We start from the raw sequence: 16,134 nt of genomic DNA, 5'->3' as shown, positions 1-16,134 counted from the left end.
CCGTTGACGGAAGGGTTAATCCAACGTTAGGATTTACCCACTGCGCGCTGGGGTGCCCGACCAAGATAGGGAAGGACCCCAAAATGAACCGTATGACCCGCCTCGTCCTCGCCTCCGGCGCTGGCCTGGCTCTCGCCCTCACCGCCTCGCCGGCCGTGGCCGCGCCGCCGTCTGACTCCCGCAGCAACCCCACCCAGGTGGAACACGTCGAATACAGCTTCCCCAACGGTTCATCGTATGAGTACCGCGGCGCGACGCGCGTCACCGATGAGGGGTACTACACCACAAACACCCGCGATCAGATGACAGTGCAAAACGACGGGGGCACTGTGTCGACGTTTGACTACAAAACGCACTACATGCTGAACGACAAGGTGACAAAAATGAACAGTACGAGCACCTTTACCGAGGACGGCGACACCTGCCGCAGCGGTTCCCAGACCGTCACCACCAACGGGGAGACGCGCACGCACAACTCGCAGTCGAGCTGCTAGCACGCGGGTCCGCACGAGTTCGAAAATGACCTGGCCGGGCAGGTTTAGTGCAGCGGCTCTGCGGACTCCATGGCCGTGAGCCGGGCAGCGAGTCCGGTGAGCCCGGAGATGGTATCCGGCCGGGAGTAGAGATACCCCTGGGCGTGGGTGCATCCGAGGCGCCGCAGGTGATCGCGCTGGGCGGCAGTTTCGACGCCTTCGGCCGTGGTGGCCAGCCCAAGTGCGTGGGCCAGCCCGACGACGGCGCCGACGATGGCGGTGTCCTCGGCGTCGGTGCCAAGTCCGGCCACGAAGGACCTGTCGATCTTGACCACATCCACCGGGAAGCGCTTCAGGTTGGTGAGCGAGGAATAGCCCGTGCCGAAGTCATCCAGCGCGATCCGGATGCCCATGGCCCGCAGCTGCCAGACGGTGGAGATGTTGCTGCTGTTGCTGTCCAGCAGGGCGGACTCAGTGATCTCAACGCACAGGGCGCCGGGCGGAAGCCCGGCCTCGCGAAGGGCACGCGCCACGACGTTCACCATGCCGGGGCTGCTGAGTTCAACGGCGCTGACATTGACAGATACGTGCTGCGGAGCGCGTCCGGGATCTTTGCGCTGCCATGCCGCCACCTGGCGGCAGGCTTCGGGGATCATCCAGCGCCCCAGGGGAACGATCAGCCCGGTTGTTTCCGCCACGTCCAGGAACTCGGCCGGCGCGAGCAGGCCCCGGTCCGGATGGTCCCAGCGCACGAGCGCCTCCACGGAAGCAAGGCTTCCGTCGGCCAGGCCAATGACGGGCTGGAAGAGAACGCGCAGTTCGCCGTTTTCAATTCCCTGCCGCAGTTCCTTCTCGGTGCGCAGCCGGTTGTCACGGATGGCGCGCAGGTTCCTGTCGTAGAACACGTACCGGCCCCGGCCTGCTTCCTTGGCCCGGTACATAGCGATGTCGGCGTTTTGCAGCAGGTCGGCCGCGGTGCTGTCCCGGCCGGACAGCGCTATGCCGATGCTGGCGCTGGTCCGGAAGACGTCGCGGTCGATTTCGTAGGGCCGCTCCAGCCCGTCCAGCAGGCGGCGGGCCGTGGCTTCAGCTGCGGCCCGGTCCTGGACGTCTTCGCAGAGCACCACGAATTCGTCTCCTGCCAGGCGGGCCACGGTATCGTCCCCGCGCCCCATGGAGCGCAGCCGCCGGCCTACTTCGATGAGGAGGAGATCGCCGGCGGCATGTCCCAACGTGTCGTTGACGGCCTTGAAACCGTCCACGTCCACGAAGAACACGGCCACATGCGTGCTGCGGTCCTGGGTCCGCGAAAGGGCATGGCTGATCCTGTCCATCAGCAGCACCCGGTTCGGCAGGCCCGTCAGGCCGTCATGCATTGCCTGCCGGGTGAGCAGCTGTTCAGCTTCGCGGCGGCCCGTGATGTCCTCGAACTGGGCAACCAGGTACAGGGGCACGCCACGGTCATCGGCCACCACCGCGCTTGTCATCGACGTCCAGACGATGTCGCCGCCGGCGTGGAGGAAACGCCGGGAAGCGGTGTACTCAGTGACTTCTCCGCGCAGCATCTGTGCCAGCCGGTGCCGGGCCGCGGACCGGTCCTCCGGCACAATGAAATCCAGGACACTGCCGGACTCCACGTCCGCGGGCGTGCGCCCCAGGAGGGCGTAGAAGGCGGAGTTGGCCCGCAGCACCTTGCCTGCCTCTCCGGGGTCCAGGCTGAGGAGTGCGATGCCGATCGGGGCGTGCTCAAAGGCAAGCCGGAAGCGTTTCTCACTGAGTTCAAGCTCTGCGGCGCCCTGCCGGCGCACAGCATTCAGCTCCGCTTCGGCTTCAAGTTCCGCCAGGCGCTGCCGCTCGATCAGGTCCTCGAAAATCGCCGGTCCCGCCAGCATGGAGGCGTATGCCCGGCGCAGCGTCCAGTAGTAGACGCCCACTCCCGCCGTTGTCACCTCCCACAACGCGTCATGCCAGGAGATGCCCTCCCTGGAGGCGTGGCCCTCGAGGACGTCCAGCCCCAGGAGAGGCAGCAGCGGATGGACAGCGTGGAGGCCGTGCCCGACGGAGCAGGTAAAGAAGATTGCTGCCGTAGCAGTCCCCAGCCGGTTCCGGCGCACCTGCCCGGACCGGGCCAAGGGCACAATGATTGCCACCGAAATCGCCAGGTAAGAGACAGCCACCACCGTATTGGCCGCCGACGAGAGCCACCACCAGTCCACCCGCATCCCCCTGCGCCTAGACGGAACACGTGCGTATTCGGTTCCGTGGATCACTTGATACTGGATGGGTGGCAGCTTTTCGTCAACCATGGCGCTCGGCAAGGGCGTGGTTGCACAGAATTAGCGCCCTGCCCGCACAGTCAGCAATCCCGCGCTTGTCCAACACACGCGTCCGACGTTGCACTAGGCTGGAATCCCCCGTACCGACTCCGGATCCACCCCAGACAAGCGAGGCAGATCGTGCACCAGGACGCCGCCCGGTTCCTGTCCCAGCCGGTGGCCGCCCAGCCCGGCGCCCCCCTGCGCGTCGCGGTGTACTCACGGATCGCCGCAGCCATCCGCAACGGCCTGCTCACGCCCGGGTCCATGATCCCCACCGAAACCGAACTCGGCACTGACATGAAGGTCAGCCGCACCGTGGTCCGCGAGGCCCTCATGCTGCTCGAGGAGGACGGTCTCATCAGGGCGCGGCGCGGCGTCGGGCGTTTCGTCTCGGACACGCTCCCCCGCATCGGCATCGAGCGCATCCAGCCGTTCGAGGACGTCCTCGGCAGCCCCGGGCAGCAGGTGGAGGTCAAGCGCACCCAGGTGGTCCGGCAGGCCGCCTCAGAATTCGTCGCCCCCGGCATCGGAGTCGAGCCCGGCACCGACTGCTGGCTCTGGGAATCGGTCCTGATCCGCGACGGCGAGGCGATCGCCCACCTGCAGGAAAACGTCACCGCCCAGCCGGTCAGCGTCGGCAAGGGCGCCGCCGCGCCCCTTGAGATAGAGGACGACGGCGGCGCCACCTTGCTTGCCGCGCTCAACAACCAGCTGGGCCGGCTGGCCGGGCCGGGCGAGTGCCAGATCAGCCTCAGCCAGGTGGGACCCAGCCGGGCGAAGCTGCTGGACCTGCGCCCGTCGGACCCGGTGCTGGTCCTGACGCAGTACGTGCGGAACGGCAACCGGCCCTTCTATCTGGCCAAGTGCCTGGTCTCGGCCCGGGCCGGCCACCTCTCGGTGATGCAGCAGTTCCAGTCCTGACTCACGCGTCACTCAAGGCTGTGCCAGCATGCAGGCCCCCCTTATGGCCCGGCTACCAGAATTTCGCCAATGGCGTCCTCGCAACCGGGGACGTGCGTGCCGGCATGGACCTGGGAGAACCTGCTGACGACCTGGCCCGCGTTATCGAAACCGTAGTAATCGGCGGCGGCCTTGATTTCATCGACGATCGCAGGAACGGCGCCTGGGGGGCCGCCGCGCCCCTTGAGATAGAGGACGACGGCGGCGCCACCTTGCGTCAAGCCGTGATTAGCGGAACCTCCACCCAGGCCTCTTTTGCAGCGGATTCGACAATCGCGTCGTCAATGAGGGCTGTCTGGTAGCCGTCTGCGAAGTTGGGGCTCACGCTTCCGCCTTCCGCAATGGCTTTGAAGAAATCGTAGGCTTCGATGATCTTCGTTTCCCCGTAGCCGATGCCAAGGGCCGGAATGGGCCAGAGTCCTTCTCCGTAGGGATGGGCCGGGCCGGTGTAAACGGTGCGGAATCCGCGGCGGTCCCCTTGATCGGAGGCGAAGCAGACCTGGAGTTCATCGCGTCGTTCGTAGTTGAAGACGATGCTTCCTTCGGTTCCGTGGATTTCGAAGGTGATGTAGTTGTTCCGTCCATACGCATTGCGTGTCGCCTCAAGGGATCCCACGGCGCCGTTGGCGAAGCGGATCATCGTCATCACCTCATCGTCCACGTCAACTTCGCCGCGCGGGCCTTCGCCGCCCCGTACCGTTCCGAGTGCGTCGGCACCGCCCGCTTGGAGCGGCCGCTCAGGAATCCAGGTGGACAGGAGGGAATTGACGGCGCTGAACTCCCCCACAAGGTACCGGGCCATGTCAATGACGTGGGTGGCGATGTCACCAAGGGCGCCCGAACCTGCGATCGACTTCTGGAAACGCCAGGACAACGGGGAATTGGGGTCCGCACTCCAGTCCTGCAGGTAGGTACCCCGGAAGCTGAGGATGCGGCCGATGGAGCCTTCCTCAATGTATTTCTTGGCCAGCGCGACGGCGGGAGTGCGCCGGTAGTTGAAGGCGACCATGTGGACGATGTCGGTGTTCTTCACCGCGTCGTACATGGCTTTTGATTCTTCGCCTGTACGCGCCAGCGGCTTCTCGCAGATGATGTGCTTGCCTGCTTCGGCCGCGGCGATCGCAATTTCGGCGTGGAGGTGGTTCGGCGTGGCAATGTCTACGACGTGGATGTCCGGATCGTCGATGATGCTGCGCCAGTCCGAGGTGGAGTTCTCGAAGCCGAAGCGGCGGGCCGCTTCGGCAGCCAGTTCGGGGTTGGCCTCGGCGATGACCTTGCGGACCGGGAGGGCCGGAGCCGGCCAAAAGAACATGGGCATGGCGGCGTAAGCCAAGGAATGGGCTTTGCCCATGAAGCCGCCTCCGATGAGGCCGACATTAAGGTGCTGCATGTGAATCGTGTTCCTTTCGGAAAAGTCGGGAGTCGCCTGCGGTGGCTCTCCCTGGTGGTCAGGAGGGTCAGAGGAGTTTCTCGAGGTACTTCTTGCTGATCTCGGCGGCTTCCCGGGGATCCCCGTCGTAGCCGTCGAGTTCGACCATGAGCCAGCTGTCATATCCGCTTTCCCGGATTGCCGCGAGGATGTCCGGGAAGTCGAGTTCCCCCTGGCCCAGGGGGAGGAACGAGAAGGGGTCTTGCCGGAGGTCCTTAAGGTGGACATGCCGGATCCTGTCGGGGTACTTCCGGATGACAGCTGCCGGATCTGCGCCGCCGGCCGCAAGGTGGGCGGTGTCGGGGCAGAAACCGATCCGCGTGAGCGGCATGAGCTTGTCCAGCTCGTCCGGGCTCTCCACGATGGTGGTCAGGTGCGGATGGTAGCTCGCCGAGAGCCCGAAGCCTTCGGCGATGTCCGTGACGCTGTCGAGGGCCTTGCCGAGCCGGCGGTAGTCCTCTTCGGTGGTTCCGGCCGCGCGGCGTGCTCCCCCTCCAACCACCAGGCGTTCTGCACCGAAGTTTGCGGCCAGCTCGGCAGCCCGGTGAATCCGGTGCAACTCGTCCGGAAGGATGTCGGCATAGATGAAGTTGGCGCCCGTGTACACACTTGCCAGGGATACCCCGGAACTGGCGAGGATTTCTTTGAGCTCCTCGGGCTTTTCCGCGTATTCCGCGAGGTTTCCGTCGAACATCTCAACGCCCTCGTAGCCGACGGATGCGATGTCCCGGACGGCGTCCTTCATAGATCCGTGAGTGAGGTAAAAGAGGTCCTTGACGCTTGTCACGCCTTGGGCGTGGCCCACGACGCCACCCCAGGTGATGGAACAGTAACCAAGTTTCATTGCTTCTGCCTTTCAGGAGCCGAAGAAGGATTGGGAGTCATGTGTGCTACTTTTTCCGGGCCATAGCGACGGCCAGGATGATGATTGCGCCGCGGACAACCTGCTGCTGGCTGCTGTCGAGCCCGGCGAGGATCAGTCCGTTGTTGATCAGGCCGATCAGCAGGGCGCCGAAGAGTGTGCCGATGATGGAGCCGAACCCGCCGAAGAGGCTGGTTCCACCCAGGATGACGGCAGCGATGGCAGAGAGTTCGTCTCCTGATCCCCACTGGAACCGTCCGGACTGGAGGCGGCCGGCGTAGAGCATGCCAGCGACGCTTGCCGCCACGGCCGAGATAAGGAGCACCTGGAACTTGATGCGCTTGGTGTTGATGCCGGTGAACTCTGCAGCGTTGCGGTTGCCTCCTGTAGCCAGGACCTGGCGGCCGAACCTGGTGCGGTTCAGCACGACGGCGCCGATGGCCACGAAGATGGCGCTCCAGACCACCAAGCCCGGAATTGGACCGAAGTTGCCGGATCCAAACAGCATGTTGAACGTGTCGTTCAGGATGGGCTGCGGCGCCGACGCGGTGATCCACTGGGCGACGCCGACCGCTATCCCCAGCATGCCGAGCGTCACCAGGAAGGACGGTATGCCGAGGAGGCTGACAAGCGCACCGTTGACCGATCCGACCACGAGCCCGACGGCGAGGCCCGCGAGGATGCCGGGAACCAGTCCCCACTGGGACAGTGCCATAGCGGTGCAGACACTGGAGAGGCCGGCCACAGATCCGACGCTCAGGTCGATCTCGGCGCATGCGATCACGTAGGTCATGCCCACGGCGATGACGGTGATAGTGGCGGTCTGCCGGAAGATGTTCAGCAGGTTGTTCGGCGACAGGAAGCCCTGGTCGCGCAGCAGAATGGCGAAGAAAAGGAAGACGACGACGAAGCCGATGTAGATGACGTAGCGCCGCCAGTCGAGTTCTTTCAGGACGGTGCCGAAATTGCGGGCCGCGGTGTCCCGGGGCGCGATGGTGTTTGCCTTGCTCACTGTTCAGACTCCCTGGACTGCAAGTTGGAGATACTCCTCGTCAGCGATCTCGCTGCGGGGAATGTCGCGGATGATGGAGCCGTCCTTGAGGACGAGGACGCGGTCGCTGACCGCGAGTAGTTCGGGGTACTCGGAGGAGATGACGATGACGGCTTTGCCGGCACTCGCCAACTCACGGATCATGTCCAAAATTTCGCTTTTGGTGCCGATGTCCACGCCGGCCGTGGGCTCGTCCAGGATCAGGATGTCCGGATCGGTGCCCAGCCACTTGGCGATGACCACCTTCTGCTGGTTGCCACCCGAGAGGAGCCGGACCGGGCGGTTGGGGTGGGCCACCTTGACTGCGAACCTCTTGATCAGTGACGAGGACAATTCCTTGCCCTTGGCGCCGTCCAGGAGGGGCCCCCGCTGGATCTGTCCGAGCAGCGGCAGCAGCAGGTTGTCCTGGACGGAATGCTCCAGCACAAGGCCTTGTGCCCTGCGGTCCTCCGGAATGAGGGCGATCCCGGCATTGATGGCCTGCTGGGGCGTGGCAAGGGTGACCTTTTTGCCCCGCAGGAGGACTTCCCCGCTGTCCACCTTGTCAATGCCGAAGAGGGCACGGGCGAGCTCGGTGCGTCCGCTTCCCATCAGCCCTGCCAGTCCGAGGATCTCGCCGGGCCGGAGCGTAAAGGAAACGTCCCGCACCCGGTGCCCGGCATTAAGCCCCCGCACCTCAAGCAAGGGCGCGCCGTCGTGCACCGCATGGTCCCGCGCACGATAGGAAAGCTGGCCCTCGATCTTCTTGCCCACGATGCCTTCCACGATCTGTTCGGGAGTGACGTCGGTCAGCGGCGCGGTAAGGAGGTGGCGGCCGTCGCGGAGGATGGTGATCCGGTCAGCGAGCCTGTACACCTCGTCCATTCGGTGCGAGATGTAGATGATCGAGATGCCGCGCTGCTTGAGGCGGTCAATCAGTTCGAAGAGCGCTTCGGACTCGTGCCGGGCCAGGCTGGCAGTGGGTTCGTCCATGATCAGCACTTGGGCGTTTTGGGCGAGGGCCTTGGCAATCTCGGTCAGCTGCCAGTAGGCAGTCCCGAGCCGGGAAACCTCCGCGCGGGGGTCGACGTCGACCTCCATCTCAGCGAAGACCTCCCTGGCCCGTTTCACCGCGGTGCGGTCGTCAATGAGCCCGCCCCTGCCGAGCGGTTCGGCAGCCAGGAAGATGTTCTGGGCAACGGTCAGGCTAGGTACGAGGCTGAATTCCTGGAAGACCATCCCGATCCCGGCAGCCTTCGCGTCCTGGATCGAGTTAATCGCGGCTGGCTCCCCGGCTATGAGGATCTCGCCTGCGTCTGCCTGGTACACGCCCTGAAGGATCTTCATGAGCGTGGACTTCCCGGCGCCGTTGCCGCCTGCGAGTGCGTGGACCTCACCCTTTCGGACGTCGAAGCCGACGTCCTTCAGCACGGAAACGCCGTTGAAGCCCTTGGAGATCGAGCGCATTTCGACGACATTGTCTGCGGTGTTCATTATTGCCCTTTCGGCGCGGCGCGGGGTGGAACCCCGCGCCGTCGGGTCTGGCTACTGCTTGTAGGAGTCCTGGATATCCTTCGGAGCGTCCTCGTGGTAGACCTGCTGCCAGGCTTCCAGGACGTTGGAGTGGTCAACCGGGAGGGCGCTCAGCGCCACATAGGCGGGCGCTTGCTTGCCGATGAGCGCACCTGCGGCCAGCCGGGCTTCCGTGACACCCTGGTCGAACGGAACCTGCGCTCCCAGGCCTACGACGAGTTCGTCCTTGGCCAAGGCGATGGCGACATTCTTGCCGAGGTCCTCCGTGGCGATCTTCAGGTCCGGACGGCCTGCGGCACGGGCTGCAGCCATGACACCCTCTGCCGGGACGTCCCACACCGCCCAGATGCCGGCGAGGTCAGGGTACTTGCTCAGCATGGCGTTCGCGGCAGCCTGGGCGTCCCCGGCGAAGTCCGGACCGGCGATGCCCTTTTCCTCGACGATCTGGATCTCCGGGTATTCCTTCGTGATCGTTTCCTTGAATCCGTCGTAGCGCTGCTTGGTCACGAAGAAGTCGGCCTGGTGGAAGACGAGCCCGATCTTGCCCTTGCCACCGAGCGCTTTGGCCATCTGGTGGGCGGAGACGACGCCGTTGCCGTAGTTGTCCGCGGAAACAACAGAGACGTAGTCCTTGCCGGCGGTCAGTCCCTGCGGGACGTTGTCCATGAAGACCAGCTTTGTACCGGCGTCGGCGGCTTTCTTGTACGCGGAGGCGGTGGCCACAGGGTCCGTGGGGATGGAAACGATGATGTCCGGGTCCTGGGTCATGACCGTTTCAATGTCCGAGACCTGCTTGTCCGGCTTGAAGTTCGCATCGGTTGTGGCGATGACCTTGATGCCGAGCTTTTCGAATTCGCTCTTGAGACCGTTGACCTGGGCCGTGGCCCAGTCATTGCCGCCATAGTGCATCACTATTGCCGCTTTGGCGTTGAGTCCCTTGACCTTCCCGATCTCCTCGGGAGTCAGATCCGCGACGGACGCGGGCGAGGGCGCCTCGCCGTTGGGGCCCTTGCTCAGGACCTGCCCCTTGATCTTGTCGAGGGCCTGCTGGGCCTTTTCGGACACGCCGGCGTCGGGGGCGTTTGATGTGGCCGTTGTTGAACCGCTGCAGGAAGCGACGGAAAGTGACAGGGCTGCGGCCAGGGCCACGATGGGAAGCCTGCGGATCATCATTGTTCTCCAGTGCTTTGAGTGGATGGATGGGGTGGATGCCTGGGGTGGATCAGGCGAGTGCTACGGCCAGGGCAGGGGGAACCGGGGAGAGGACGAGCCCGCCGGCGGCCGAGGCCGTGCGAAGGGCGGCGGCCTTGTCTGAAGCTTTCAGGAGCGCCTTTGCATGCTCTTTGTCGACGAAGAGACCCAGGGAACAAGGCCCGTGATGGGCCTCGACCCACCGCACCGCCTCGCCCGCGGCTTTTGCCATTTCCCCGCCGTTTTCGGCCAGCGGACCGTCAATGGTGGACACCGACGCGGGCGTACCCGAGTTGTCGACGGAGACCACCAGGCTGGCCCAGAGGAGGTTGCCATCGAAGATTCCGACGACGGCCGAGGAACCGGCGGAGACGAAGGTGCGGACAGCGGCTGCGAGATCGTTAGGCGCTGTATCCCCCAGGAGCACTTCCAAATTTGCCCACTGGGCGGGGTCGACATTTCGAAGCCCAGTGCGGGGATCGAGCGCGAGTGCGTGGACGATGCTGTCAGCCATCCCGCTCCTTCCTCATTGAATGTGCCATCTCCGTAAGCGTTTACGAACTCACCGTGAACGTTTACGGAATCATCGTAAACGTTTACGGAGAGGGGTGTCAACCATCACATGCAGAAAGGTGCCGGCCTGCGGAGAGTCGGGACGGACATAAGATTGAAAACGCACGGAACCCATTGGTTCGGTCCGGGAGGTGCAAGACAGGAGAGAACGTGGCAGGCACGGCGGTTCCCCGCGAGGCGAACGAGAAGCTACCGGATGCCCCCCTGCGCCGGAAGCCCACAATCAACGATGTGGCCCAGGCCGCCGGAGTCTCTTTCGGAACAGTCTCGCGGGTACTCAATGACGCGCCGGACGTGAGCGCGGCTACGCGCCAGCGGGTTCTGCAGGTCATCAAGGACATCGGGTACCGCCGGAACCGGGCAGCCACCGCGCTGGTCACCAGCCGGTCCACTTCCATCGGCATCCTCTCGGACGGCTCTCCGCGGTTCGGCCCGGTGGGGACGCTCATGGCCCTTGAGAACGTCGCCCGCAAGAAGGGCTACGCCACAACCGTCATCAGTGTCGAACAACCCGACGAAGAGTCCGTGCAGGCAGCCCTGGACACGCTGGACGATACCGGCGTGGGGGGAATCATTGTCATTGCGCCTCTGGTGGAGATGGCAGCGGCCGTCTGGAATGCGTCGTTCCGGGTGCCGGTGGAGATGATCGCTGCCGGAGCATCATCAACGCCGAACGTCTTCACCTATTCGGAAAACCAGGAACTCGGGGCGCGGCTGGCCACCCAGCACCTTATCGACCTGGGCCACACGGATATCGCCCACCTCGCCGGCTCCATGGACTGGTTCGACGGACGGGTGCGCAAGCGCGGCTGGGAGGCGGCGCTCCGTGACGCCGGGCTCAAGCCCGGGCTGTGCCTGGAGGGTGACTGGAGCCCCCGGTGGGCCTACGAGACCGGGCTCCGGCTCGTCCGGGAAGACAAGGTCCCCCAGGCCATCTTCGCCGCCAGCGACCACACCGCCCTGGGGGTCATACGTGCCTTCGCCGAAAACGGCGTCCGCGTCCCGGAAGATGTCAGCATCGTAGGCTTCGACGATATTGAAGGATCGGACTACTTCCTGCCGCCCCTGACCACCGTGCGCCAGGACTTCAACGCCCTGGCGCTTATGAGCATGGAAGTGCTTCTTGGTGCGATGGAAGGACGGGACGTGGACCGTACGCCAATCGCACCGACCCTTGTTGTGCGTAACAGCTCCATCCGCGCTGCCTCCCACAGCCGAAATGTGCCGCATCAGCCTTAGTCGCCACGTATGGCGGTGCCAAGGATGTGGAAGGAGACCGGCGTGCGGGCCTCGGGAAACAGGTACCGGTCCAGGCTCTGGATGGTAAACCCGGCGCGTTCAATGGCCGCAGCGGTGTCGCGGCCCGTGTGGCATCCCCCCGCCACACGGGGCCAGAGGGTGGCATCGAGCACGCGTTGAACGCGGACGAGACCGGGCGTGTCCGCCCGGACATGTTCGAGGAAACGCAACCGGCCGCCCGGTTTGAGCACGCGGCGGATTTCCCGCAGCGCCGCCGTCTGGTCGGCCACCGAGCACAATACGAGCGACACAACCACCGCATCGGCGCTGCCGTCAGTGCAGGGAAGCCTCTCCGCGAGACCATCAACAACCTCGACCGGTACCGGAGCGTGGCTGGCCGCTTCGCGGGCGAGGCTCCGCAGGTGCGGTTCCGGCTCCACGGCCAGGACATGGGTGACGGCGGGCGGGTAGTGCGGAAAGTTAAGCCCGTCGCCGGCGCCTACCTCGACCACCTCGCCGGCGAGGACGCTGAGCAACTCCTGGCGCCGCTGGTCCATGCCGCCGCGCTCCATCGCCTTACCCACCACCGGGTAGAGCCGTGCGAAGACCGGGTGATGGACTGCCATATTGGTCACCCCTGTAGGCCTCGCCGGCCGCCCCCCTAAACTCCGGACGATGTGCCGCCGACGGCCTTGTAGGCGTTCACGCGGCCATGCAACCAGTAGGTACCCGTGCCGGCGATCGGATCAGCAGTCGATTCGATAATGCCGCGGACTGATACATTGTCGGCGCTGGCATACTTGCCCCGCACCAGCCCGGCCACACCGGCCACGACGGGTGAGGCCATTGACGTGCCGCTGGCTATGTCGTAGCCATGGGCGCGGCCGTTCTGGGTAGCGAGTTGGAAATCCCCGTTGGGGAAGGTCGAGTAAACACTGACACCGGGCGCAGCGACGTCCACCCACTTGCCGTAGGTGGAGAAGGATGCCTTGGCGTCCTTGTTGTCCGTCGCCGCGACGGCGATCACGTTTGGATAGGCACCCGGGTAGATCTTGGACTGGGTACCGCCGTTGCCGGCCGCCGCGACGATCACCGCACCCGCCCTCCAGGCGTCATTGACCGCAGCTTCGAGGGTCCGTGATGAAACGCGCTGGCCGAGGCTCATGTTGATGACTCGGGCTTTTTGGCTGACGGCCCAGGCGATGCCGTTGGCGATGCTTGAGGTGGAACCGGAGCCGCTGTCGTTCAGGACCTTGCCGTCCAGGATCCTGCAGCCAGGGCACACCCCCGTGACACCAACCGCGTCCTTGGTGGCAGCGATAATGCCCGCCACGTGGGTGCCGTGGCCGTATTTGTCTTCTCCGGTTGCCGCGGTACTGAAGTTTTTACGCGCATCAACCTTGACTGCAATGTCCGGGTTGTCACTGGCCACGCCCGTATCGAGCACAGCCACCGTGATGCCGGCACCGATCGTTTCGCCCCCGCCCCACGCTTCGACCGCGTCCACGTCGGCGTCGGGTTTTCCCGCGGCTACGAATGTGGTTTCACGCGTATTCCAAAAGCCCTGGCCCGTGTTCTGCAAAGCGTACTGGCGGGGGACGTAGTCGACGTTGGAGTTATCAGTGGCAATAGTGGCCAGCTGGTCGGCCTCGGCATACTCGACGGCCCGGTTCCGGCTGAGTGCTGCGATGAGCTGCAGTTCCTTGCCGGCCGGTACCTTGATGAGGCGGGCCCCGGTGCTGCCAACCCCGGGACCGTCGCTGAGGCCGTGCTGGTGCAGGACGCCGGCCGCCGCAGCGTTGTCCCTGAATTTAACGAGGATCTGCCCCGTGACGTGCGTCGGCTGGCCGGCTGCGTTGCCCGGGACCGCGAAGGTGAGAGCGCCAAACCCCATCATGAGCGCCGCGAATCCCGCGACAACAGTCTTTTTCATGTGCCTATCTTGCGGCAAGCATTGCTGGCTGGATAGATACCGGCCAAGAAGTCTTCGGGCAGCCCGGGCGTCCTACCCGGCGGAGGCGAGTGCCGCCGTCGTGCGTTCAGCACCTGCGCCGAAAGGGAAGGCGAGCAGCGTCTCCACCAGGTGCGGCGCGAAGTCCTCCTCCAGCGAGAGGACCACACGGCACCGCGCGTCCGTCACCGGCGGGTAGCCCGCGTACAGCCCGCGCAGGTCGCAGACGGTCTGCCCGCGGGACGGCCCGTCGGAGGTGTCGACGGCGGCCCGCACCACGGGTGCCAGGGCAGGCTTGACAGCCCCGACGGCGAGCGCCGCCGCCAGCGGATCGTGCATCGCGGAGCAGGGCCGGCCGTAGATGCCCTCGTAGAACCGGAAGTAGTAGCCCAGCATCTCCCCCAGCGCCCGCGGCACCGGAGCGGAGGACGCCAGCAGCGCCTGCCGGTGCGGCTCCTCCAGCACCGAGGCCATGGTCACGTCCAGCGGCACCAGGGTCACGTCCCAGTCCGCGGCCAGCACCAAAGCGGCGGCCTCGGGGTCGTGCCAGATGTTCGCCTCGGCCACGGGCGTGATGTTCCCCGGCGCCAGCGCGGCCCCGCCCATCACCGTCACGGACTCCACCAGGGACGGCAGCGCAGGTTCCAGCCGCAGCGCCTCGGCGATGTTGGTCAGCGGGCCGATCGCCAGCACGCGCAGCGCGCCAGGATGGGAACGCGCCAGCCGGACCAGCATCTCCGCCGCAGACTCCGCGGCCAGCGGGGCACCGGAAGGCGCCAAAGCTACCTCCCCGATCCCGTTCGCCCCGTGCACCCACGGCGCCCCGCCGGCAAACGAGCCAACCAGCGGATCATGGGCGCCCAGAGCCACGGGGATGTGCGCGGCGCCGGCGAGCGCCAGCAGGTCAAGGGTGTTGCGGGCGCCGGCGGCGGCACTGACGTTGCCGCTAACGGCCCCGATGCCCACCACCTCGGCCGCGGGGGCGGCGAGGAGGTAGGCCAGAGCGAGGGCGTCGTCGATGCCGGTGTCGCAGTCCAGGTAAAGGGGGGCAGTCACAATAGATTCCTTCGAATGGGATAAGGGGTCAGACGGTCTCGCCCTTGGGGGCGGCGACGAAGAGGCTGGTGATGAACGCGGCGGCGGTGATGCCCACCGAGATCCAGAGGGCAGTGGCGTACCCGGCGGCCGTGGCCTGCGCGGCGAACGGCGCCACGAGGACGACGCCGAGGCTCGCCCCGATGCCGAACGAGGCGCCGTTGATGCCGGGCAGCGCAGCCGGCGCCTCCTTGGGTGAGAGCAGCACCGAGAGCCCGTTGATGGCGGTGAGGAAGAAGCCGTTGTAGAAGATGCCCAGTGCCGCGACGGCGACCAGCACAGCCACCTGGCTGTCGGAGAACGCGGCCGCAGCGACGGCGCAGGCGAGGCTCAGCCCCATGCCAAACCGGAGGGTCCGGATCCAGCCCCGGCGGTCGGCCAGCCAGCCGGCCAGCGGCGCGGCGAACACGCCGATCAGCGCGGCCGGGGTGAGGAACAGCAAAGCCGAGATGGAGGCACTGAGCCCGAAGCCGCCGTCGGGATCCTGGCTCAGCAGCACCACGGTGAAGTTGATGATGGCGAAGATGCCGGCCAGGGTGAGGACGGTGGTGGCGATGACCGGCCACACCTGGCGGGAGCGCAGGTGGTGGACGGCGATCAGCGGGTGGCTGCGGCGCTTCTCGATCATCCAGAAGGCGGCGAAGGACGCCACGGTGCCTGCCAGCAGGGCCAGCGTGCCCGGCGCGGTCCAGCCCGCGGCGGATCCGCCGGACACGAAATAGGTGGTGAACACCAGGAACAGGGAAAGGGACCCGGCGCCCCACCAGTCCATGGCGCCGCGCACGCCCTGCGGCCGGCCGGCCGGGACAATCCGGATGATGCAGCCGGCGGCGACGGCGGTGAGGACCAGGACGACGACGAAAATGGACCGGAAGCCGAGGGTCTCGGCCATGAGCCCGCCCACGTAGCCGTCCACGCCGCCCACTCCCCCGTTGATCGCGGCGATTATGCCCACGGAGGTGCCGAAGAGTTTCGCATGCAGGTTTTCGCTGAGCACGATGTAGGCGAGGGCGAAGACCGCGCTGGAGACGCCCTGCAGGAACCGGCCAGTGACCAGCAGTTCAAGCGTGGGGGCGGTGATGCAGAGGACGGTACCGGCGCCCATGATCCCCAGGACCAGGAGCAGGGCGGCGCGGCGGCCGATGAAGTCGCTCCAGCGGCCGATGACCGGCCCGGCGATGGCGCCGGCCAGGAAGAACATGGACTGGACGGGGGCGGCGCTGTCCGCGCCCTGGCCGAACTCGGCGGCGATCTGCGGCAGCGCCGGGGTGACCATGCTGGCGTTCAGCTGGAAGGACAGCACGCCCAGCAGCAGGGTGGAGATCAGCAGGGCGGCGCGGCGGCCGGCGGCTTTCGGCGGGTCCGCGGGAAGTACGACGGCGGCGCCGCCCTGGGCGGGAGGCGCGGCTGCCGCGGGGGTTGGGGTGTTCACATCAAACTCCTTTGTTCGAGCAGAAGGGATCGTCTTTCATGGCGATTC

15 protein-coding genes are annotated in these 16,134 nt (G+C 65.8%); 3 read left to right on the top strand and 12 right to left on the bottom strand.

The genetic code is table 11. The features are described 5' to 3' along the window. The first annotated feature begins 83 nt into the window (after positions 1-83). Complete coding sequence (locus ACQ3DC_RS06855; RefSeq protein ID WP_430751884.1) at positions 84-494, top strand: hypothetical protein; 411 nt, start codon at positions 84-86, stop codon at positions 492-494. 44 nt (positions 495-538) lie between these two features. Here the strand turns inward: ACQ3DC_RS06855 and ACQ3DC_RS06850 are convergent, their stop codons facing one another. Further along, the gene (locus ACQ3DC_RS06850; RefSeq protein ID WP_430751883.1) at positions 539-2,695 is read right to left on the bottom strand and encodes a putative bifunctional diguanylate cyclase/phosphodiesterase; all 2,157 of its coding nucleotides are present in this window, start codon (positions 2,693-2,695) and stop codon (positions 539-541) included. Between the two features lie 234 nt (positions 2,696-2,929). On the opposite strand from ACQ3DC_RS06850, the gene ACQ3DC_RS06845 reads away from it, so the two are divergent. Then, positions 2,930-3,712 (top strand): GntR family transcriptional regulator, encoded by a 783-nt coding sequence (locus tag ACQ3DC_RS06845; protein ID WP_104997112.1) that lies wholly within the window; start codon positions 2,930-2,932, stop codon positions 3,710-3,712. A 41-nt stretch (positions 3,713-3,753) separates the two neighbouring features. Here ACQ3DC_RS06845 and ACQ3DC_RS06840 read toward each other — a convergent pair whose 3' ends face one another. From ACQ3DC_RS06840 to ACQ3DC_RS06810, 7 genes are all read right to left on the bottom strand, one after another. Further along, on the bottom strand, positions 3,754-3,972 hold the full coding sequence (locus ACQ3DC_RS06840; RefSeq protein WP_430751882.1) for a hypothetical protein: 219 nt from the start codon (positions 3,970-3,972) through the stop codon (positions 3,754-3,756). Beyond that, the gene (locus ACQ3DC_RS06835; protein ID WP_157238828.1) at positions 3,969-5,141 is read right to left on the bottom strand and encodes a Gfo/Idh/MocA family protein; all 1,173 of its coding nucleotides are present in this window, start codon (positions 5,139-5,141) and stop codon (positions 3,969-3,971) included. Before ACQ3DC_RS06835 ends, ACQ3DC_RS06840 begins: the two co-directional genes overlap by 4 nt. 67 nt (positions 5,142-5,208) lie before the next feature. Then, positions 5,209-6,024 (bottom strand): sugar phosphate isomerase/epimerase family protein, encoded by an 816-nt coding sequence (locus tag ACQ3DC_RS06830; RefSeq protein ID WP_421092023.1) that lies wholly within the window; start codon positions 6,022-6,024, stop codon positions 5,209-5,211. 46 nt (positions 6,025-6,070) lie between these two features. Next, positions 6,071-7,054, bottom strand: a complete 984-nt coding sequence (locus tag ACQ3DC_RS06825; RefSeq protein ID WP_421092024.1) for an ABC transporter permease — start codon at positions 7,052-7,054, stop codon at positions 6,071-6,073. Positions 7,055-7,057: 3 nt separating this feature from the next. Further along, complete coding sequence (locus ACQ3DC_RS06820) at positions 7,058-8,566, bottom strand: sugar ABC transporter ATP-binding protein (protein ID WP_430751881.1); 1,509 nt, start codon at positions 8,564-8,566, stop codon at positions 7,058-7,060. 51 nt (positions 8,567-8,617) lie between these two features. Further along, positions 8,618-9,778, bottom strand: coding sequence for a substrate-binding domain-containing protein (locus ACQ3DC_RS06815; protein WP_321215625.1), 1,161 nt, complete (start codon positions 9,776-9,778; stop codon positions 8,618-8,620). 49 nt (positions 9,779-9,827) lie between these two features. Continuing rightward, positions 9,828-10,310 (bottom strand): hypothetical protein, encoded by a 483-nt coding sequence (locus tag ACQ3DC_RS06810; RefSeq protein ID WP_421092027.1) that lies wholly within the window; start codon positions 10,308-10,310, stop codon positions 9,828-9,830. 209 nt (positions 10,311-10,519) lie between these two features. On the opposite strand from ACQ3DC_RS06810, the gene ACQ3DC_RS06805 reads away from it, so the two are divergent. Beyond that, entirely contained in the window at positions 10,520-11,608 is a 1,089-nt protein-coding gene (locus ACQ3DC_RS06805; RefSeq protein WP_421092028.1) for a LacI family DNA-binding transcriptional regulator, read from the top strand. Here ACQ3DC_RS06805 and ACQ3DC_RS06800 read toward each other — a convergent pair. The 4 genes from ACQ3DC_RS06800 to ACQ3DC_RS06785 form a co-directional block, all read right to left on the bottom strand. Continuing rightward, positions 11,605-12,234: a methyltransferase domain-containing protein gene (locus ACQ3DC_RS06800; RefSeq protein ID WP_430751959.1), complete on the bottom strand. Its 630-nt coding sequence runs from the start codon at positions 12,232-12,234 to the stop codon at positions 11,605-11,607. The genes ACQ3DC_RS06805 and ACQ3DC_RS06800 overlap by 4 nt on opposite strands. A gap of 35 nt (positions 12,235-12,269) precedes the next feature. Beyond that, positions 12,270-13,541: a S8 family serine peptidase gene (locus ACQ3DC_RS06795; protein WP_430751880.1), complete on the bottom strand. Its 1,272-nt coding sequence runs from the start codon at positions 13,539-13,541 to the stop codon at positions 12,270-12,272. Between the two features lie 72 nt (positions 13,542-13,613). Further along, positions 13,614-14,615, bottom strand: a complete 1,002-nt coding sequence (locus ACQ3DC_RS06790) for a nucleoside hydrolase (RefSeq protein WP_430751879.1) — start codon at positions 14,613-14,615, stop codon at positions 13,614-13,616. A 28-nt stretch (positions 14,616-14,643) separates the two neighbouring features. Next, entirely contained in the window at positions 14,644-16,086 is a 1,443-nt protein-coding gene (locus tag ACQ3DC_RS06785; protein WP_430751878.1) for an MFS transporter, read from the bottom strand. Between the last annotated feature and the right edge of the window lie 48 nt (positions 16,087-16,134).

Origin of the sequence: Paenarthrobacter sp. NEAU-H11 (assembly GCF_050573415.1) — a bacterium.
Taxonomy (GTDB): Bacteria; Actinomycetota; Actinomycetes; order Actinomycetales; family Micrococcaceae; genus Arthrobacter.
This window is presented reverse-complemented; position numbering and strand designations above follow the sequence as displayed.